The organism is Jeotgalicoccus huakuii (genome assembly GCF_036665975.1).
GTDB lineage: Bacteria > Bacillota > Bacilli > Staphylococcales > Salinicoccaceae > Jeotgalicoccus > Jeotgalicoccus marinus.
Genome location: NZ_JAVIYN010000001.1, coordinates 150,268 through 169,115, shown reverse-complemented (window position 1 = coordinate 169,115; position 18,848 = coordinate 150,268). Strand labels below are relative to the sequence as shown.

The window sequence follows — 18,848 nt, the reverse complement described above, 5'->3', positions numbered from 1 at the left end:
AAAAAACCACACTCAATATATTATTGAATGTGGCGTCGTTTATTTGAGACTTTGAATCGTAATAATTAAATCATCCAATTTGTTTTCCACTCTGTGGAGTAAAAAGAATGTAATGACCGCAGGGAAGCCCAAATCACTGACGAATGGTAACCAATCCATTATTTAAGGACTGTTGTTGCAGTGTTTACAATTTTAGCTGAATATAGAGAAACTGGAATGCCTTGATTTGGACGTAGGATATCTTCATCAATAATCTTTTGTGCCTCAGCTTCAACCTCTGCAGCCGTAATACCTTCTTTAGGGTTATTAATCGTTAATGTAAAACGTTTGTCTTCGTTAGTGGTAAATACTAATACTAATTTTTCAGTCATTTTAATTTCTCCTTTTTATTTTTTAGACTACATGTGTGATAACTTTTTCAATGTTGTAATAAGATTCTCCTGTTAAACTTTCATAGACTGCAGCTAAGGCATTCAAATTCGCATCTGTACCATCAGTGTTCAGGTTGTTCAAACTTCTTGATTTTGTCACATCTTTACCCGACTCATCTGTGACAAAATGAAACATTTTAAGGCTCATGTTCTTTATCATGTCTTCACCTCCCTTCACTCTATATATCGTCACAAATTATTAAATGGACAAAAAGATTTTAAAGACGGTATAATGTGAGATAAGTGAGAGGTGAAGAAGATGTCATTTGATGTTTTTATGATTCTAATCGCAATCTGGACCTTTATCATGTTGGGCTTAATGACCATTGGTGGATTTTTCATGTTCCGAAAGTTTCTTCGCAGAATGCCAAAAGGTGACGGCTACTCAGAATTAGACTGGCAAGACTATTATATTGAACAGGCGCTTCCCTTATGGAATGAAGATGCTAAAGCCTTGTTGAATGAATTAGTCAGTCCAGTTCCAGAGCTCTTTAGAGATGTCGCTAAAGAAAGAATTGCCGGTAGGATTTCTAAGATTGCACTAGATGAGAAAGTTAAAACAATAGAACTCGATCAGATCATGAAGGGTTATATTATTGCAACACCTAAAAAAGACCATAAGTTCATGAAGAAAAAATTAAAGCAACTTGATATAGATTACACACCGTACTTAGATCTCTTTGAATATGCAGATGATGAGAAACAGAAGTTCTCTATATTCGAACAGACAGAAAAAATTAACAGCAGACCCTCATGACATGCTCCCCTTAAGTTGTACTTAATATCCAACTTAAGGGGAGTTTTTGTATGAAAAATAATAAACATAATTTTGATTTTAAAATGAAAGTCGTTAGAGATTATTTAGATGGTGAAGGTGGATATAAATATTTGGGTAAAAAACATAGTATTCATCATTCATTAGTTAAAGAATGGGTCACTCAATATAATCAATTAGGTGACGAGGGCTTAGCTAAATCCATGACACATACACACTACTCTGGTGAATTTAAGCGTACTGTTTTACAATATAGACAAGAAAATCAACTGTCTTATAGAGAAACAGCGATCCATTTTGGAATCAAGTCTAACTCAATAATCGCCAATTGGCAGAGAAAACTACTTGAAGGCGGGCCAACGGCTTTAGACAGTAACTTAGGGAGACCGAGAAAATATATGGTGAAAGATGATAAGAACAATGATACGCATGTCAATCGGAATCAACCACTGAATGAAACAGAGCGAGAAGAGCTTGAACGTCTCAGAGCACAGCTTAGAAGGGCAGAATTGGAGAATATTATTTTAAAAAAGCTAAACGCCTTACCGAAAGATCCAACAGACAACAAGTAAAGATAGCGATCGAAGTAAGGCAAGAAACCGATTATGCCCTGAAAGAAATTTTGGCAGTAATGCAGCTCCCGAAGTCTGTGTATTACTACTGGATTAAGCATATGGATGATAAGGCACGTCAAGATCAATGGCTGGTAGACAAGGTGAAGTCAATTGTATTCAAGCATAAAGGGCGATATGGCTATAGAAGAATTCAAATAGAGTTAGAGCAGTCGGAAGGGATACGCGTGAATCATAAACGTTTACTGCGCATTATGAGATTACACAATCTTTTATGTCAGAAGTTCAGAAATAAATCTAGACAGAAATATAGCTCATACAAAGGCAATATTGGAAAAGTCGCACCGAATCATGTAAACCGTCACTTTCAATCTAATCAGTTAAATCAACTATGGGTAACAGATGTCACAGAGTTTGCACTACCCATCGAAGGACGAAAACTCTACCTTTCTACAATCATGGACTGTTACAACTCTGAAATTATTGCTTATAAAATGAGTCACTCACCCACATTAGACATCGCGACAGCCCCGCTGCATAAGGCTTTAAATACACATCAATCTCAATTGAATCAATTGGTCGTTCACTCTGATCAAGGCTATCAATATCAACATAGAAGTTGGAGACATCTTCTGGAAACCTTTGGTGCCACTATGAGTATGTCTAGAAAAGGAAACTGTTTAGACAATGCAGCTATGGAAAATTTCTTTGGAATCTTGAAGCAAGAAATGTTTTATGGCGTATCATTTGAATCTTATAAATCATTGGAAGAAAGTATTCATGAGTATATTAACTATTATAATAAGTATAGAATCAAGACAAAATTAAAAGGCATGTCGCCTGAGCAATTCAGGAAACATACCTTAAAATCAGCCTAAATCTAAAAGTTCAACTTTTGGGTAGCACTTCATCATAGGGACTGCTGTTTTTTGAATTTCATTAATTTCATTAACATGGATAACCGCCACAATAGAATCATTACAAAGGCAAGTAAGAAAAACATGCCGCCCATTTCTCCTGGTGTCGTGGACAGTGAAAATATATATTTTAAAGCAATTCTTAGAATTAATAATGACATTAAAATAATTGGAAAAGCTTTTGTCGTTCTCACATATAAATCATCAGCCTTAACTTCATACTTCGTCGTCCATATAATAACAATAGAAAATAAGAGACCGATTAAAACTGACTCAAAGATATGAAGTGGTGATAATCTAAAGTATGGGAAGACAAACATTAATGCACCAGTTGACATTGCAACAGGTGGAATCAGTATCTTCTTCATTGTCAATGGCGTCTTACTTGCCTTTTGGCGAATGACAATGACTAGGATACCCATCACGACTGCACCTAACGATGCAATCATGAACAATGTATCTTCAATTGATTTTAAAAATTCTAGCATCTTAGAATCCTTGGAATTCTCCAAAGAATGGCTGTAACCAAATGATAATTTGAGTTAGACCATCAAAATATAACAAGATTCCCATTAAGATCATGATGACGCCACCAATTTTCATAATCTTACCAGAATACTTGAGCATCCATCTCGTCTTAGATACAAAGAAACTTAAGACAAAGAATGGAATACCAAAACCAACACAATAAACGAGCATTAACATCAAAGCATTGTTAGGCTCAGTTGCACTCATGGCGAATATTGCACCAATAATTGGACCATTACATGGTGTCCAACCTGCACCAAAAGCCATACCAATTAATATAGACCCGATAAATCCTGACGGTCTATTTTTAAATTCCACCTTGTGGTTTTTCATTAGGAAATCAAACTTTAAGACGCCGGTAATCACTAGACCGAAAACGACGATAAGTATTGCGCCAATTTGTCTAATGAGATTTCCGTACTCAACTAAGTATCCACCTAAAAATGATGTTCCAAATCCTAAGGCAATATAGATTAAGCTAAATCCTATTAAGAAAAACAATGTATGTAAAATGGCTCTTCCATTGAATTGCTGTTTCTCAACCTCGTTATAGCTCATTCCGGTAATATACGACACAAATGCAGGAAATACCGGCAGTACACAAGGGGACACAAAGCTTAGCACACCAGCACCAAAGGCGAGGAAGAATGTTACTTCTGAACCCATTAAAAATACCCCCATTCAGAAATAGTATATCAAATCTAAAGGGGGTGATGAATGCTTATTCGAGCTTATTTATGACAAATTATTGTTGACTGTTTTGTAATTGATACATTTTAAAGTAAATACCATTTAATTTCACCAGTTCATCATGGTTGCCTCTTTCAACTATTTCCCCCTTGTTTAAAACAAGTATCTCATCAGCATCTTGAATTGTAGAAAGTCGGTGGGCAATCGCCAAGGTCGTTCGTCCCGTGCGCATCTTTTGAAGAGATGTTTGTATGACGGTTTCTGTCGTTGAGTCAATGTTCGCTGTTGCTTCATCCAATATTAATATTTTTGGTTCCTTAGCCATGGTACGTGCAAAGGCCAGTAATTGACGTTCCCCACTAGAAAAGTCAGTACCTTTCTCCGTGACCTTTTCATCATAGCGGTTCGGTAGCTTATTAATGAAACTATCAGCATTAACAAAATCTGCTGCCCATTGCACTTTATCTATAGTCATTTGACTATCATACAATTCTATATTTGAACGTACTGTCCCGTAAAAGATAAAGGGATCTTGTAAGACGAGACCGATGTTATTCTTCATGTCTTGTTTGTCGAATGATTTAATCGATGTGCCATCAATTGAAATTTCACCTTGATTAAATTCATAAAAACGCATGATTAAATTAATAATCGAACTTTTACCAGAGCCCGTATGACCGACGAGTGCAGTTGTCGTCCCTTTTGGAACGGTGAAAGTTATATCTTTTAACACATCATTCTTACCATCATAAGAGAATGTCACATTTTTAAACTCGACCACTCCATCAGTAATTTGTCCTGTTCCCTCATTATTTTGAGCGGGTTCTAGTCTGTCATCATCCATTAAGGTAAATACCCTACTCGCTGCAACAAGTGCCTGCTGGAAAATATTTAAACTCATACTCACCTGATTAATCGGTTCAAAAAAGCGTTCCATATACTGAATAAAGGCAAATATTACACCAGCTGTAACAGATGTTTCAAAACTTAGAAAACCAAAATAAGTCAAAATGACAATGATTGATAGAATATAAATCATATCGATGGCTGGTCTTAATAGAAGCCCATCGAGCTTTATGTTTTGCATATTATATTTATAGTGAGATTCATTGATTGCTTCAAACTCCTGTTGTAAACGTGCTTCCTGATTAAATACTTGAATGATCTTCATACCTTCTATTGATTCTGCAATCTTCGCATTCATATCACTTAAAAGTGCTCTAGCATGCGAGAAATATTTAGCAGAATATTTTCTATAGACGAGTAAAATCAAGATGATTAATGGCATAAAAATTAGTGCAATAAATGCGAGCTTTACATCTAATATAAACATCATCACAAAAGATGAAACGACCATAAACAATGCCATTAGGAATGTTCCAAGTACATTGGTAAACATATCAACGATGGCCTGGGTATCGTTGGTTAATCTAGAAACCACACTACCTGACGGCACTTTATCGAAATACTTCATACCAAGGTTACCGACCTTTTCAAACGTATCAATTCTCAGTTGTTGTATAACTTTTAAGGCCAGTTTTTGCAAATAGTAGATTTGAGCGTAGGTTGTGACGATTGCAATGAGGTTTACCATAATAAAGGCAATAATCAGCCACATTATATCCGCTTCAGGAAAATATGATAATGTTAAATAATTATCAATAAAAATCATGACCAAATAAGGTGTCATTACACCCATGACTGTCGAAGTCACTAGCATTAATACACAAAGTGCAATTAATCCTTTAAATGGAAGTGTATACTTTAGTAGTCTTAACAAGACTCTCAGCTGATCTTTCAGTGTTAATGTGAGGATTTCAGTTTGTGCTTCCATTAATTTCTGCCCCCTTCTAGAGAGTCATTTAGCGCATCATTTAAGCTTTCTTTTAATGACTGGGCACGGAAGGTTTCTTGATACCAACCATTATTCTGCATCAAAGTTTCATGATTGCCGCGTTCAGCAATGTGCCCATCCTCCATGACAAGTATTAAGTCTGCATCTCTGACTGCGCTCATCCGGTGGGCAGTAATAATATTTGTCTTATCACTTCTTACCTTCTTAATATTAGCTAAAATCGCCTTTTCAGTTTCCGCATCGACTGCAGATAAGGAATCATCAAGGATTAAAATATCAGGTGATTGAATCAGTGCTCTCGCAATTGAAATTCTTTGTTTCTGACCTCCCGACAATGACACTCCACGTTCACCAACGATGGTTGCGTAACCGTCGTGAAAATCCATAATATCATTGTGAATATACGCTAAATCTGCTGCCTCATGGATCTTCTTATCGCTTAATGTTGGATCAGTAAAGGCAATATTATTTCTTATGGTTGTTGAGAATAAGAAATTATCTTGTGGCACATAACCAAACTTCTCTCTTAAGCTAGAAATCTCAATGTCTTTAATATTGACGCCACCAATAGAAATATCACTATCTGCCTCGGTATCATATTCTCTCAGTAAAAGTCTGATAATCGCACTCTTACCAGACCCCGTTCTACCGACTATCCCTAAAGTTTGACCCGGCTTTAATGTGAAGGATATATCCGTTAAAGCACTGTCATCAGACCCATCGAACTTAAATTGATCAATATCAAAAACGATGTCGCCCTTAGGCAGCTGACGCGTAGTAAAATTCGTACCAATACCACTTTTTGTTTGAAGTACCTCTTCGATTCTGTCGTAAGAAGCTTTTCCACGTTCCATTAGATTAAAGAACCAACCTAGTGCCAATAGCGGCCAAATCATCATACCTAAGTAAGTTGTAAAAGTGACCAATTGTCCGAGGCTAATTTCTTCATTGATTACCATCCTCGCCCCGAAAAATATGGATAGAAAATAAGAAATTGCAATAATTAAAGTAATCGTTGGATCAAATAATGCATCTACTTTTGCAACTTTTAAGTTTTTATTTACCACATCTTCAGATAAGTCTTCAAAGTCTTTTAAGTCATCTTTTTCATATCCGAATGTTTTAATCACTTTAACACCCGCGACGGATTCCTGACTTTTATCGTTCAGTGAAGAAAAAGCAGCTTGAGCTACTCTGAATAAACGGCTTAATACTGAACCATAGTAACTCGTTAGTATGACCATAAAAGGAAGAGGAATCATAGCAATTAAAGTCAATTTAGGACTCACTGTCACTGCCATTGTGACTAAGACTGCAGAGCCCATAATAATTGAGTCCGCTATGGTTAATATGCCTTGACCTGCTGTCATTTGAACAGCATTAATATCATTTGTTGCATGGGCCATTAGGTCACCCGTACGTCTTTTACCAAAAAATGTTGGAGACATATCAGAATACTTTTTGAATAAGGTCTTTCTTAACAATTTGCCCAGTCTATTTGCCGCACCAAAAATCATGACCCGCCAGAAAAATCTAAATATGTATGCGAGTATTGCAACTAACAGCAATATACCGGCGAACATGATCAATGTATTTACTGTGAGCGTCTCCATCGTGATCTCATCTATAAAGCGACCGATAATCTGAGGTGGTACCAGTTCTAATAAAGCGACTAAAATCAGCATTAATAAGCCAATCAAATAACTTTTTTTCTCACTAGAAAAAAACCACCATAAATCCTTGAACACTCTCATGAAAACCATCCCCCTTTTAACCCTAATATCACTTCAAATTTTACCATATATTTCGGATTATGAAATAATACTTGAGATGGATATTTTGTATTCTGCCAATCTTAATAAAGTGGACCTTCGTCAAGGACACTAAATCAGAATACGTGCCGTCGTGGACTGGACGACGGCATATAAATCAGAATATGTGCCGTCGTGGACCGGACTACGGCATATAAATCAGAATACTTGCCGTCGTGGACTGGACGACAGCATATAAATCAGAATATGTGCCGTCGTGGACCGGACGACGGCATATAAATCAGAATACGTGCCGTCGTCTTTCTATCGAAGGACAGCTAGTTCACTCTACAATAAATCCCACCTGGTAATCACCAAGTGGGAAAAATTTTAATATGAGATGCTTGCTCCTGGTCCAAATGGAATACCAAATAGATACCAAACAACAAACAAGATAATCCAAGCAATTAAGAAAATAATTGAGTATGGAAGCATGAGCGACACAACTGTACCAATACCGTTGTTCTTACCATATCGTTGTGCGAAAGCGACAATTAATGGGAAGAACGGCATGAGTGGTGAAACAACATTCGTAGTTGAGTCTCCAATTCTATATGCTGCTTGACTCACTTCCGGTGCGATACCAAGCTGCATAAACATCGGCACAAAAATCGGCGCCATAATTGCCCATTTCGCAGAGTCTGCAGCGATTACGATGTCAATAATTGCAGATACCAAGATAAATGTAATAAGTACTGGAATCACACCAATATCCATACTTTCTAAAAGTTGTGCACCATTAACAGCAATAACTGTACCTAAATTCGAATAAGTAAAGAGTGCAACAAACTGTGCGGCAAAAAATATCAAGACAATAAAGCCTGCCATAGTCGAAATAGATGAATCCATTAGCTGGACTGCGTCTTTATCGTTTCTAATCTTCTTATTAATAAAACCGTAAACCAAACCTGGTATTAAGAATACTAACATCATAATGAAAATGATACTTGATATGAACGGTGAACCGATTATGCCGCCGTCATCACCACGTAAAGGTGAATTAGGGAAGGCGATGAGTGCCAGTATCCCGATTATAGTTAACACTGCAGCTACATTCGCCCATCTTAATGCTTTAGTTTCTCTACTTGTAAGATTATCATCTGGGCTATTTTGATCTTTATCAAAATTATAAGCACCTAATCTTGGTTCAATTACTTTATCTGTAATAATTGTACCTAAAATTACAACTAAGAAAGTCGATGCAAACATAAAATACCAGTTATCAGTAGCTTCAACAATATATGAAGTATCTAAAATCGCTGCCGCTTCTGTTGTAATTCCTGCTAAAAGCGGATCATTTGTACCGATGAGTAAGTTTGCTGAATAACCCCCCGCAACACCTGCAAAGGCCGCTGCAAGTCCTGCTAATGGATGACGTCTAAAGCCTAGGAAGATGATTGCTCCAAGTGGCACTAAAACAACATAGCCTACACTTGCTGCAACGTTGGACATTACACCCATAAAAACAACAATTGGTGTGATAAATTTCTTTGGTGCTTTCGTTACAACATTAGTCATTAAGGCACTTATGTAACCACTTTTCTCAGCTACTCCAACACCTAACATAGCCACAAGTACAGGACCTAAAGCGACGAAAGTCGTAAAGTTCTCAACAACACTAGTAAAAATATAGCGAATGCCATCAGTGGTTAGTAAACTAACGACTTCGACATTAAGTTCCTCTTGATTTCCAGTTTCAGGATTTACACCTGTATACGATACAGTGACTCCAAATAGATAAGCAATATGAGAAATAATAATTACGAGTAATGTAAAAATTAAAAATATAGTAACAGGATGCGGTAACTTATTTCCCCCATATTCAATCCAATCTAAAATAGAGCGTTTTTCTTTAAGTGAATTATTCATAGAAAGCTCCTCATTATTAGAATACTAAATTATTATACACAGGGCACTTACTTTTTGCTACTAAGTAATACTATGTTAATCATTGAATACGTTTTCTAGAGTTAGATAGGTATACTATTCTCAATAACAAAAACTCTCGACGACCTGTTCGGTCATCGAGAGTCTTGTTAAACTTTTTAATTAAAGGTTACATTATCAAAGTGAATTCGACCTGTCGGATCAATCTCCACCCCACTCACTTCTGTGCTATTATAACCAACAGCAAATTGAGCATGGAAAAGATATGATGCTGGTACTTCTTCGACTAAGATTTCTTCGACTTCAGTATAAACTTCTTGGCGGGCAGCTTCATCAACCTCAGCACGACCGGCGTCTAATAATTCATCGACCTCATCGTTTGCATAGAATGAACGGTTCCCTGCAGCACCAATATTCTTAGAGTGGAACAAGGCATATAGACCATAGTCCGCATCCCCTGTAACCGTCGTCCATCCTAGGATGAACATATCGTGATCACCATTTGCTAAGGTCTCAAGATATGCACCCCATTCAAATTGCTCAACTTGAACATCGATATTGAGCTCTGAAAGTTTGTTTTGGATATAAACAGCTGTATCAATAATTTGCTGATCGTCATTTACCCAAAGCGTTGTTGAGAATCCATCTGCAACATCTGTTTCAGCTAGTAGTTCTTTTGCTTTTTCTAAATCAAATTCAACACCTTCAAGGTCTTCATTATAGCCCCATACATCAGGCGCCAATGGTCCTTTCGCAGGAATTCCCATACCATCATACACACCGGCTACGATTTCTTCACGGTCAATAGCGTATGAAATTGCTTGTCTTACTTTTGGATCATTGAACGGTTCTTTCTCAGTATTAAAACCTAAGTATGACATACGTACTGAATCTTTAACTTCTAAAGCTGTGTCTGATCCATTTTCAACACGGTCTACGTTTGAAGAATCAATATCTGTCGCTATTTGAATACCACCTGTTTCTAATTCTGCAATTCTAGAACCAGTTTCAGGAATGACTCTAAACTCAACAGTTTCAAAGTAACGATCGCCACCTTGGAAGTCTTCAAAGCGCTCAAGTGTTACTGAATCACCTGCACTACGTGATACAAATTGCATGTGGTTAGTACCGTTAGGTTCAGAACCAATTACAGTACCTAAGTGCTCGCCTAAGTCACCTTTAATTTCTTCATATGCGTCACTTCCACTATCACGTGCTTCATAATACTCTTCTAAACTCATATCACTTCCAGCCGCATCTAGGGCTGCTTGATAATCACTATCGATTAATTCTTTAGGCATAATTCCCGCAGTACTATGCGCTAAGTGGCTGGCTAATGGCGCAAATGGAATTGTGGTATGTATATTGATTTCATAATCATTGACTACTTCAATCTCATCGATCATTTCATACAAGAATAAAACCGGTGAAGCAAGTGCTTCATCTCTTACCCTGTCAAACGTAGCGGCCACATCTTCAGCAGTGAAATCTTCACCACCGTGGAATGTTGTGCCTTCACGTAATTTGAAGTTCCATGTTGTTTCATCAACTTGCTCGTACTCTGTTGCGAGTCCTGGTTGTAATTCCATATTCACATCTTGATTTAATAATCTTTCATAGATATTTGTTCTTACCTGACTTGATGCAGAGTCGTTAGAACCATGTAAATCTAGAGATACGACATCCGCTAATGTACCTACTGTTAAATCACCCGTGTTTCCACCTTCAGCCCCTTCTTCACCGCTTGCTGCTTCATCTACATTTTCATCACTCGAACATGCTGATAAAATTAACAGGAAAGCGATTACAAAAAACGTCAAAAATTTTTGCTTATTCATTGCTGTTTTCCCCCTTTTGATTGATAATCTATTATATGCATGTTTATTACCAATTTTCAATATATTTGTAAAATTCACAGAAATATATTTATTATAGTGAAAGAAGCCATAAAATCCGTATAGATTTTAGGGCTTCTTTTACTCATGAGCCTATAACTCATTTTAATTTACTTTTTTGTGCCTTTTTTTGCTTGTTCAGATGATTTATTCATCATGCTCAACATCTGATTAATTTTCTTCTGAGACGGTTTTTGTCCCATTTGCATCATCATGATTCTGAGCATGTCTTCATTAATAGGAGGGTTCTTCTCCAAATAATCCATCATGTATTTTCTAGAGATCCAAAATCCTAATGCAAAACCACCAATGAGGGCTACAATTACAATTAGTATCCATATCCAAGTCGCCAAAATGCTCACCTCTTTCCCGTGTAAACCACTATTTAGTTTACAATATCAAACATGTAAATTCAATGTTTATTTGTCACGGATAATGCGAGCTAAGTTATCGACTGTGAATCCGTAACGTTCTACAACTTCACCGCCTGGTGCACTCGCACCAAAAGTATCAATCGTCAGTAGTTTTCCTTTGATGCCAACAAATCTATGCCAACCATGACTTGCAGCCATTTCAACTGCTGTACGATTTTCAATATTCGTATTTAGAACTGACTCAATATAAGCATCGTCTTGTTGTAAGAATGCTTGAACATTAGGTATAGATGCTACTTTAATATTCATGCCTTCTTCTTTAAGTTGTTTCGCCGTATTAACAGCTAAGGCCACTTCACTACCAGTGGCAAAGACAATCGCATCATCTCCACCATCATAGACGATATAGCCACCTTTTTGAACACCTTCAGATACAGCTTCACTTGAAACATCTAACACTTCGATATCTTGACGTGTTAACACCAATGCTGTTGGTGTACCTTCTGATTCCAATGCAACTTTCCATGCTTCACGTGTTTCATTGCCATCAGCTGGACGAATCACGTTTAAGTTTGGAATTGCACGTAAGCCTGCCAACTGTTCGATAGGTTCATGGGTTGGTCCATCTTCCCCTACAGCAATTGAATCATGTGTTAATACATAAGTTACAGGTAATTTCATTAAGGCACTTAAACGTACCGCTGGTTTTAAGTAATCAGAAAATACGAAGAATGTACCGCCGTATGGATAAACGCCACCGTGGGCCGCCATACCATTTAAGGCAGCCGCCATTGCAAACTCTCTCACACCAAACCAAACATTACGCCCAGCGTAATTGTCTTTTGAGTAGTCTGTTGCATCCTTAACATTTGTTTTGTTACTACCTGCTAAGTCCGCTGCACCACCGAAGAAAGTTGGGATTGATTTAGACAATGCTTGAATCATATCCCCTGAATTACCACGTGTTGCCTTTTTACTTCCTGCTTCATAAGTTGGTAGTTCATCACTGTAGCCTTCTGGAAGCTTACGGTGAATTGCATCCATAAATTGTTGATGAAGATCACTATTTTCATTCTTAAAGTTATCCACTAATGAATTCCATGCGTCTTCTTTTTCCTGACCTCGAGCAGTTAAGGTCTCTTGGAAACGTTCGTAAACACTGTCATCAGCGACGAATGTTTGTGTGTGATCTAAGCCGTATGCTTCAAATGCACCACGTCGCTCATCTTCACCAAGTGGCGCCCCGTGTGAATCTGACTTACCAGACTTCGTCGGTGCCCCGTACCCAATAACAGTTTTCACTTCAATTAATGAAGGTTGATTTGTTGTTTTAGCCTGTTCAATAGCACGGTCAATTTCATCTAAATCGTTACCGTCATTCACTCGGATATAGTCCCAGTTGTAAGCTTTGAAACGCTCAGCTACGTTCTCTGAGAAACTCTTGTCTAAATCACCATCTAAGGAAATATCATTAGAATCATAAAGGACGATTAATTTACCTAAGCCTAGGTGACCGGCTAGAGAAGCTGCCTCATGAGAGATCCCTTCCATTAAATCACCATCAGATGCAAGTACATATGTATAGTGATCAACAAGTCCATTATTATTTTCAGAGTTAAACGTTGCAGCTAAATGAGTTTCTGCCATCGCCATACCGACACTCATTGCAAAACCTTGACCTAGTGGACCAGTCGTTACCTCAACACCTTCGGTATGTTTAAATTCAGGGTGTCCTGGTGTTTTAGATTCATACTGTCTGAATTCTTTTAAGTCATCCATTTCTAGAATACCCGATAAGTGTAATAAGCTGTAAATCAACATTGAACCATGACCAGCACTTAAAACAAAGCGGTCTCTGTTGAACCAATTTACATTTTTAGGGTTGAAGTTTAAGTGCTTCTGCCATAACACATAAGCCATTGGTGCCGCACCCATAGGTAAACCGGGGTGACCTGAATTTGCCTTCTCAATTGCATCAATGCTTAAAGATCTAATGGTATTAATTGCGAGTAAATCCGTCTTATCAAATGACATATCATTTGTCTCCTTTATCACTATCATTGTTTTTTTGTGCTTTTATATCTTTGACCTTTTGAGGCGTAACATCATTACCCTCTGGATCAATGACCTTAGTACTTTCAATGTGATTTCTAAAAGAATTTCTAAAGTTTGATAGATATTCTTTTCTTAATTTAGTCAGCTCTCGCATTTCAGATTCAGAAATATTATTTTCCTTTTTCTTTCTTGCAAGTGCATTGAGCTGTTTAATCTTGTCATCATCTAACATAAGCGTCATCCTTTCTCATATAATTTACCACAAAAAGAGTGCAGAGACCAAACGGTCCTGCACTTATTTTGAGAATAAACTCACAATATATCTATTTTACACTCGAAACCTCATAATTCATGAGGTGTTCTGCCATTCGATTTGTCAAAAGACCTGTTTGAACCACACCACTCACAAGTTCTTCATCTAAGCTAACTTCACTTTCTTCAGACACCACAGCGTTCGCTTTTTGTTCGCCATCAATTTCATTTACAATTTCTGTACTCACTTTCGTTTCAGAAGAATAAACGTTCTCTCCCTCTACTTGTTCCGTATTGGTAAAACTATATAAAAGCACTAGACTCAACGTCACGGTAAACAATCCCATCAATGATTTCAGTTCTTTAATTGTCATTTACATCCTCTCCTTCGAACAAATGTTTGTATTAACAATATAACAGAACACTTGTTCTTAGTCAACATAATTGCGAACAAATGTTTGTAAGCGTACTTACAATATGGTAAAATTTAATTAACATAAGGTTGGAGGTAAAATGATGAAAGATTTAACAGAGAGACAAAAAGATATATTTCAGTTCATAAAAAGAAACGTTAACGATAAGGGGTATCCACCAAGCGTTAGAGAGATTGGGAATGCTGTCGGTTTACAATCTAGCTCAACCGTACATGGACATCTCGCTAAATTAGAAAGTAAGGGCTACATTAAACGTGATCCTACCAAACCACGTGCGATTGAAATCGTGCAAGAATCAGATGTAAATGAATCACCTGTTATTCACGTGCCTGTCCTTGGTAAGGTCACAGCTGGTTTACCGATAACTGCTGTAGAAAATGTTGAAGAATACTTCCCCCTCCCAGAACATTTTACTGCCAACCATAATAGTGAAATCTTCTTATTAAATGTTGTTGGTGATAGCATGATTGAAGCAGGTATACATGACGGTGACAGAGTCATTGTACGCAAGCAAAACATTGCACACAACGGTGAAATAATTGTTGCTATGACTGATGAAGATGAAGCAACAGTTAAACGTTTCTATAAAGAAAAAGGATACTACCGTTTACAACCTGAAAATTCTACAATGGAACCAATATTCCTTGATAATGTGAGTGTCTTAGGTAAGGTAGTTGGTTTATTTAGAGAGTTTATTTAGCAAAAACACGCAGAATCTTAAAAGAGAAGATTCTGCGTGTTTTCTGTATATCATTTATTATTGTAAAAAGTTTTCAGTATAGAAAGGCACTTGTTCCTGATCATACTCAATCCCTATGCCCACTGATGTGAACTTATCATTTAAAATATTCACTCTATGAGATGGTGAGTTTAACAGACTGTGGTGAGCGAATATTGGAGAAGTATGTCCCGTTGCAATATTTTCACCAGCATAGGTATACCTCACGTTTTCTCTTTCCAACCTTTCCTTTAGACCATTTCCATCAGGATTATCATGATCAAAGAACTTACGTTCCGCCATGTCTAAGCTGTGATAGTAAGCAACATTATCCACTTCGGCATTTCTCTCTAACATGCCATAGCCATATTCATAACGTGTAGCATTTAAGAGATAATAGTGCATGAGTTCATTATCTTCTATTGATGGATGGTTATACAGCTCACTGATATCAATAATCTCGTCCTTATGTAAGACGAGCATACCATTGGCTTGATAGCTTTCGTGAATATCATAAAAGAAGTAAACATAGTAATTTCCGACATCAAAGACATCATATTCTTCATTTTCTACTTTCAAGCGTTTCCACTGCTTTCTAACATACTCCACCGGTTCACCGTAAGTATCTCTAGCCTTTTCTCGAGTCATCTTGTCTATACTCATCTTGCCGAGTGATACGTTTGGTGAATTAGTATATCCACCAGTCAATTCTCCGTCTCTTACGAGTAACATGTGAAAAGCACCAGGCTCATTTTTAATCACAAAATCACCTTCGTACTCGGAGTTTAAAACAGTTTCCCCTTCTGTCGTTACTGTAGAACCTAAGGAATAATCAATGTTGGTTTCTTGACTACTATAAACCTTTTCAATCTTCGTCGTATCATAACTGGGTATGAAGTGGCCTTCAAACCAATGACTGAAGTAATCTTCGTTCAACCCATTTTTAAAATCATAAGATTGAATGACTGGTACGATAAAAACCACTACCAAATATAAAATTACTAATCCAAGTGCGCGTCGTATCCAATTCATTCAAACTATTCCCCTCTAAATACTGACGTATAAATTATCGATGAGACGTGCTTTAGAAAATTGTACCGCTATGAATATGATAACATCACTGTCAATTTCATCTATTTCGCCGAGGTCATTTGCTGTATAGATTGCTAAATCATCGATGCTTCCACTCGTATATTGTTCAATATGAATCTTGATTAGCGATTGAATTTTATCGACATTGGTTTCACCGTCTTTAATTTTCTGACTCGCCATCTTTAATGCTTGGTAAATGTTCGGTGCTTCTTGATATTCCGTTGCTGTTAAATTCACATTTCTTGAACTTCTTGCAAGCCCACTCTCTTCTCTTTTTGTTGGAACGTCTTGAATTTTAACTGGCACATTAAAATCTTGAACATAACGTTTAATAATCATCAGTTGCTGGCGATCCTTCTCACCGAAAAACGCCATATCTGGTTGTATAATATTAAACAACTTACTCACTACAGTGACGACACCTTCAAAATGACCCGGTCGTTTTACACCATCGAGTATATTTGCCATTGATTTAATACCTATGTTAAATTCCATTTCTCTTGGGTAAATCACCTTTTCACTTGGTGCAAAGACAAGATCCACGCCGTAGTTTTCACATAAGGCTAAGTCCCCTTTTAAATCTTTGGGATAACTTTCAAAATCTTCTTCTGGTCCAAACTGCAAAGGATTTAAAAAGATACTGACGACAACGATATCACAAGCTTCTTTGGCAGCTTGGATTAAGGCTCCGTGCCCTTCATGTAGTGCGCCCATTGTCGGAACAAGACCAACAGTCTGTCTCTTATATTCACTTAAAATTTCTCTAGTTTCGTCAATTGTTACACTGTGTTTCACGTTTCGTACACCCGTTTCTTATAAGTGGTTTCTTCATCAGGGAAAGTGCCATTTTTCACTTCATCTCGGTAGGCTCTTAAACCGGACACCGCTGGTTCTGTAAGATTACCAAATTTTTTCACAAACTTCGGTAACCTGTCTGATCCATATTGAAGTAAATCATGGTAGACAAGTACTTGTCCATCTGTGTCAACGCCTGCACCGATACCAATAGTCGGTATGCTAACTGCCTCTGTCACTTTTTTAGCTAGATCGCTCGGAATCGCTTCTAAAACCATCATTGATACACCAATTGACTCTAAAGTCTTTGCATCTTCTATTAATTGTTCAGCCTGCTTAGTATCTCCAGCCTGCATTTTAAAGCCAGTAATACCGAAATGTTGCGGCGTTAAACCTAAGTGACCACATACCGGTATGCCCGCCTTAATTAATCCTTCAATTACATCAACACGCTCTGCACCTTCTAATTTAAGCATGTTCGCATCCGATTCCTGGTATAACTTTATACCATTACTAATCGCTTGATTAACATCACCATGATAAGATCCAAAAGGCATGTCCGCAATAATATATGTGTCATTTGCCCCACGGCGTGCCGCCTTAGTATGGTGAATCATGTCAGCCAAGGTCACCTTAACAGGAGAGTCATAACCAAGCACTACCATGCCCAGTGAATCTCCAACGAGTATAATATCGACACCAGCCGCCTCACAAGACTTAGCTGAAGGATAGTCATAGGCAGTTACCATGACAATTTTGTCATCGTGCTTCATGTTGATTAAGTCCGCAGTCGATTTCATAGTTTCCCTACTTTCTGAAATTAGATATACTTAATTTTACCACATAATCACCGGAAACAAAGAACGGAGTGACCATATGAAAATAGGTATAATCGGTGCTGGCGCTGTCGGATCAATCATCGCCACCGAGCTATCAAATCTAGATGTCGAATTAAAATTAATGGCAAGATCTAACCGTGATGGATTAACTATAAAAACTGGTGAAACCGTGCAGTATCACAAGATACCAGTTTATGATATTGACACAGTCGACGACAAATTCGATTTAATATTTATTGCCTCAAAGACCCCTGCCTTAAAAGATTTACAAGATAAAATCCCGACGCTCATGCATGAAGACACTGAGATTGTGTTCGCCTTAAACGGTATGGGTTATGACAATATGTTTTCACATGGTGTGCCAGCTGTTGTATATATTAGCGGCCAACAAAAAGAAGATTACATCGAACACTTTTTAAACAAAAAGTTGCTCATTGAAAACAAACAATATAAGGCACTTGATACACTCATTGAAATGATTCAAGCGAAACCTTCAGTCGAACTTCAAATAGAGAAGACTGAAGACTTTAAGCGAATAAGATATGAAAAACTCATCGTCAATACAGGTGTTAACACTGTTACTGCACTCAGCCAAAATACTGCTCGTATATTTAAAGATCAGTCTGTTGTTATGTTTACCAGACAACTCTTAAAAGAAGCAATCGATATTGTGAACACATGTAATCCTGATGGTGTCATCATTGATGAGGGTTTTATCGACACGGCAATAAATATGTATTTAGGCTATCCAGATCATATGGGCACAAGTATGTATTACGATGTCATGCAAGACAAGCCTACTGAATTTCAATATATTCAAGGATTTTTAATGACACTAAAGGGATCTTGTACAATCCATACACCTATTCTCGATACTGTAACATTATTACTAAAAGCATATGAAATTAGGGACAATTAAAAAGTACAC

At 37.3% G+C, this 18,848-nt stretch carries 21 protein-coding genes; 5 read left to right on the top strand and 16 right to left on the bottom strand.

Going from position 1 to position 18,848, the window contains the following annotated elements:
• Positions 1–39: 39 nt before the first annotated feature.
• The 3 genes from V6E76_RS00730 to V6E76_RS00720 are packed head-to-tail and all read right to left on the bottom strand — an operon-like array spanning position 40 to position 591.
• Complete coding sequence (locus tag V6E76_RS00730; protein ID WP_084145719.1) at positions 40–159, bottom strand: YvrJ family protein; 120 nt, start codon at positions 157–159, stop codon at positions 40–42.
• A complete protein-coding gene (locus tag V6E76_RS00725; protein ID WP_026866519.1) occupies positions 159–371 on the bottom strand; it encodes a DUF2922 domain-containing protein in 213 nt (70 codons plus the stop codon). Before V6E76_RS00725 ends, V6E76_RS00730 begins: the two co-directional genes overlap by 1 nt.
• 22 nt (positions 372–393) lie before the next feature.
• Positions 394–591, bottom strand: coding sequence for a DUF1659 domain-containing protein (locus V6E76_RS00720; RefSeq protein WP_035856043.1), 198 nt, complete (start codon positions 589–591; stop codon positions 394–396).
• Positions 592–690: 99 nt separating this feature from the next.
• On the opposite strand from V6E76_RS00720, the gene V6E76_RS00715 reads away from it, so the two are divergent.
• Genes V6E76_RS00715 through V6E76_RS00705 form a run of 3 tightly spaced genes read left to right on the top strand, consistent with a single transcriptional unit; the run spans position 691 to position 2,656 of the window.
• Entirely contained in the window at positions 691–1,188 is a 498-nt protein-coding gene (locus V6E76_RS00715; protein ID WP_026866520.1) for a DUF2621 family protein, read from the top strand.
• Between the two features lie 50 nt (positions 1,189–1,238).
• Entirely contained in the window at positions 1,239–1,778 is a 540-nt protein-coding gene (locus V6E76_RS00710; protein WP_247348076.1) for a helix-turn-helix domain-containing protein, read from the top strand.
• Positions 1,715–2,656 (top strand): IS3 family transposase, encoded by a 942-nt coding sequence (locus tag V6E76_RS00705; protein WP_499797686.1) that lies wholly within the window; start codon positions 1,715–1,717, stop codon positions 2,654–2,656. Before V6E76_RS00710 ends, V6E76_RS00705 begins: the two co-directional genes overlap by 64 nt.
• A 32-nt stretch (positions 2,657–2,688) precedes the next feature.
• Here V6E76_RS00705 and V6E76_RS00700 read toward each other — a convergent pair whose 3' ends face one another.
• The 10 genes from V6E76_RS00700 to V6E76_RS00655 all read right to left on the bottom strand — a co-directional run bounded on the left by V6E76_RS00700 (position 2,689) and on the right by V6E76_RS00655 (position 14,416).
• Positions 2,689–3,183 (bottom strand): CcdC family protein, encoded by a 495-nt coding sequence (locus V6E76_RS00700; protein ID WP_166626589.1) that lies wholly within the window; start codon positions 3,181–3,183, stop codon positions 2,689–2,691.
• A gap of 1 nt (position 3,184) precedes the next feature.
• The gene (locus V6E76_RS00695; RefSeq protein ID WP_026866522.1) at positions 3,185–3,889 is read right to left on the bottom strand and encodes a cytochrome c biogenesis CcdA family protein; all 705 of its coding nucleotides are present in this window, start codon (positions 3,887–3,889) and stop codon (positions 3,185–3,187) included.
• A 79-nt stretch (positions 3,890–3,968) separates the two neighbouring features.
• Complete coding sequence (locus V6E76_RS00690; RefSeq protein ID WP_026866523.1) at positions 3,969–5,747, bottom strand: ABC transporter ATP-binding protein; 1,779 nt, start codon at positions 5,745–5,747, stop codon at positions 3,969–3,971.
• A complete protein-coding gene (locus V6E76_RS00685; protein WP_247348074.1) occupies positions 5,747–7,522 on the bottom strand; it encodes an ABC transporter transmembrane domain-containing protein in 1,776 nt (591 codons plus the stop codon). Before V6E76_RS00685 ends, V6E76_RS00690 begins: the two co-directional genes overlap by 1 nt.
• A 387-nt stretch (positions 7,523–7,909) precedes the next feature.
• Positions 7,910–9,448: an AbgT family transporter gene (locus V6E76_RS00680; RefSeq protein ID WP_247348072.1), complete on the bottom strand. Its 1,539-nt coding sequence runs from the start codon at positions 9,446–9,448 to the stop codon at positions 7,910–7,912.
• A 176-nt stretch (positions 9,449–9,624) separates the two neighbouring features.
• Positions 9,625–11,304 carry a glutathione ABC transporter substrate-binding protein gene (locus V6E76_RS00675; protein ID WP_247348070.1) on the bottom strand — a complete coding sequence of 560 codons (1,680 nt, stop codon included), beginning with the start codon at positions 11,302–11,304 and terminating at the stop codon, positions 9,625–9,627.
• A gap of 167 nt (positions 11,305–11,471) precedes the next feature.
• Positions 11,472–11,714, bottom strand: a complete 243-nt coding sequence (locus V6E76_RS00670) for a YneF family protein (RefSeq protein WP_026866527.1) — start codon at positions 11,712–11,714, stop codon at positions 11,472–11,474.
• A 66-nt stretch (positions 11,715–11,780) separates the two neighbouring features.
• Positions 11,781–13,769 carry a transketolase gene (gene tkt, locus V6E76_RS00665; RefSeq protein WP_247348068.1) on the bottom strand — a complete coding sequence of 663 codons (1,989 nt, stop codon included), beginning with the start codon at positions 13,767–13,769 and terminating at the stop codon, positions 11,781–11,783.
• 1 nt (position 13,770) lies between these two features.
• The gene (locus V6E76_RS00660) at positions 13,771–14,022 is read right to left on the bottom strand and encodes a DUF896 domain-containing protein (protein WP_247348066.1); all 252 of its coding nucleotides are present in this window, start codon (positions 14,020–14,022) and stop codon (positions 13,771–13,773) included.
• A 91-nt stretch (positions 14,023–14,113) separates the two neighbouring features.
• The gene (locus tag V6E76_RS00655) at positions 14,114–14,416 is read right to left on the bottom strand and encodes a hypothetical protein (RefSeq protein ID WP_247348064.1); all 303 of its coding nucleotides are present in this window, start codon (positions 14,414–14,416) and stop codon (positions 14,114–14,116) included.
• Positions 14,417–14,558: 142 nt separating this feature from the next.
• Between V6E76_RS00655 and lexA the strand changes: the two genes are divergently transcribed.
• Positions 14,559–15,176: a transcriptional repressor LexA gene (lexA, locus tag V6E76_RS00650; RefSeq protein WP_026866531.1), complete on the top strand. Its 618-nt coding sequence runs from the start codon at positions 14,559–14,561 to the stop codon at positions 15,174–15,176.
• Positions 15,177–15,233: 57 nt separating this feature from the next.
• Here the strand turns inward: lexA and V6E76_RS00645 are convergent, their stop codons facing one another.
• Genes V6E76_RS00645 through panB form a run of 3 tightly spaced genes read right to left on the bottom strand, consistent with a single transcriptional unit; the run spans position 15,234 to position 17,881 of the window.
• Complete coding sequence (locus tag V6E76_RS00645; RefSeq protein ID WP_247348062.1) at positions 15,234–16,226, bottom strand: CAP domain-containing protein; 993 nt, start codon at positions 16,224–16,226, stop codon at positions 15,234–15,236.
• 15 nt (positions 16,227–16,241) lie between these two features.
• A complete protein-coding gene (gene panC, locus V6E76_RS00640) occupies positions 16,242–17,081 on the bottom strand; it encodes a pantoate--beta-alanine ligase (protein ID WP_247348060.1) in 840 nt (279 codons plus the stop codon).
• Positions 17,078–17,881, bottom strand: a complete 804-nt coding sequence (gene panB / locus V6E76_RS00635; protein WP_247348057.1) for a 3-methyl-2-oxobutanoate hydroxymethyltransferase — start codon at positions 17,879–17,881, stop codon at positions 17,078–17,080. The genes panC and panB overlap by 4 nt, the downstream gene beginning before the upstream one ends.
• A gap of 76 nt (positions 17,882–17,957) precedes the next feature.
• Between panB and V6E76_RS00630 the strand changes: the two genes are divergently transcribed.
• The gene (locus V6E76_RS00630; protein WP_247348055.1) at positions 17,958–18,839 is read left to right on the top strand and encodes a ketopantoate reductase C-terminal domain-containing protein; all 882 of its coding nucleotides are present in this window, start codon (positions 17,958–17,960) and stop codon (positions 18,837–18,839) included.
• Positions 18,840–18,848: the final 9 nt, after the last annotated feature.

Coding starts and splice junctions, on each gene's coding strand:
- V6E76_RS00710 (WP_247348076.1), top strand. CDS start 1,239: ATGAAAAATAATAAACATAATTTTGATTTTAAAATGAAAGTCGTTAGA.
- V6E76_RS00660 (WP_247348066.1), bottom strand. CDS start 14,022: ATGTTAGATGATGACAAGATTAAACAGCTCAATGCACTTGCAAGAAAG.
- V6E76_RS00675 (WP_247348070.1), bottom strand. CDS start 11,304: ATGAATAAGCAAAAATTTTTGACGTTTTTTGTAATCGCTTTCCTGTTA.
- V6E76_RS00645 (WP_247348062.1), bottom strand. CDS start 16,226: ATGAATTGGATACGACGCGCACTTGGATTAGTAATTTTATATTTGGTA.
- V6E76_RS00630 (WP_247348055.1), top strand. CDS start 17,958: ATGAAAATAGGTATAATCGGTGCTGGCGCTGTCGGATCAATCATCGCC.
- V6E76_RS00725 (WP_026866519.1), bottom strand. CDS start 371: ATGACTGAAAAATTAGTATTAGTATTTACCACTAACGAAGACAAACGT.
- panB (WP_247348057.1), bottom strand. CDS start 17,881: ATGAAATCGACTGCGGACTTAATCAACATGAAGCACGATGACAAAATT.
- lexA (WP_026866531.1), top strand. CDS start 14,559: ATGAAAGATTTAACAGAGAGACAAAAAGATATATTTCAGTTCATAAAA.
- V6E76_RS00680 (WP_247348072.1), bottom strand. CDS start 9,448: ATGAATAATTCACTTAAAGAAAAACGCTCTATTTTAGATTGGATTGAA.
- V6E76_RS00685 (WP_247348074.1), bottom strand. CDS start 7,522: ATGAGAGTGTTCAAGGATTTATGGTGGTTTTTTTCTAGTGAGAAAAAA.
- V6E76_RS00700 (WP_166626589.1), bottom strand. CDS start 3,183: ATGCTAGAATTTTTAAAATCAATTGAAGATACATTGTTCATGATTGCA.
- V6E76_RS00730 (WP_084145719.1), bottom strand. CDS start 159: ATGGATTGGTTACCATTCGTCAGTGATTTGGGCTTCCCTGCGGTCATT.
- V6E76_RS00715 (WP_026866520.1), top strand. CDS start 691: ATGTCATTTGATGTTTTTATGATTCTAATCGCAATCTGGACCTTTATC.
- V6E76_RS00690 (WP_026866523.1), bottom strand. CDS start 5,747: ATGGAAGCACAAACTGAAATCCTCACATTAACACTGAAAGATCAGCTG.
- V6E76_RS00695 (WP_026866522.1), bottom strand. CDS start 3,889: ATGGGTTCAGAAGTAACATTCTTCCTCGCCTTTGGTGCTGGTGTGCTA.
- tkt (WP_247348068.1), bottom strand. CDS start 13,769: ATGTCATTTGATAAGACGGATTTACTCGCAATTAATACCATTAGATCT.
- V6E76_RS00655 (WP_247348064.1), bottom strand. CDS start 14,416: ATGACAATTAAAGAACTGAAATCATTGATGGGATTGTTTACCGTGACG.
- V6E76_RS00720 (WP_035856043.1), bottom strand. CDS start 591: ATGATAAAGAACATGAGCCTTAAAATGTTTCATTTTGTCACAGATGAG.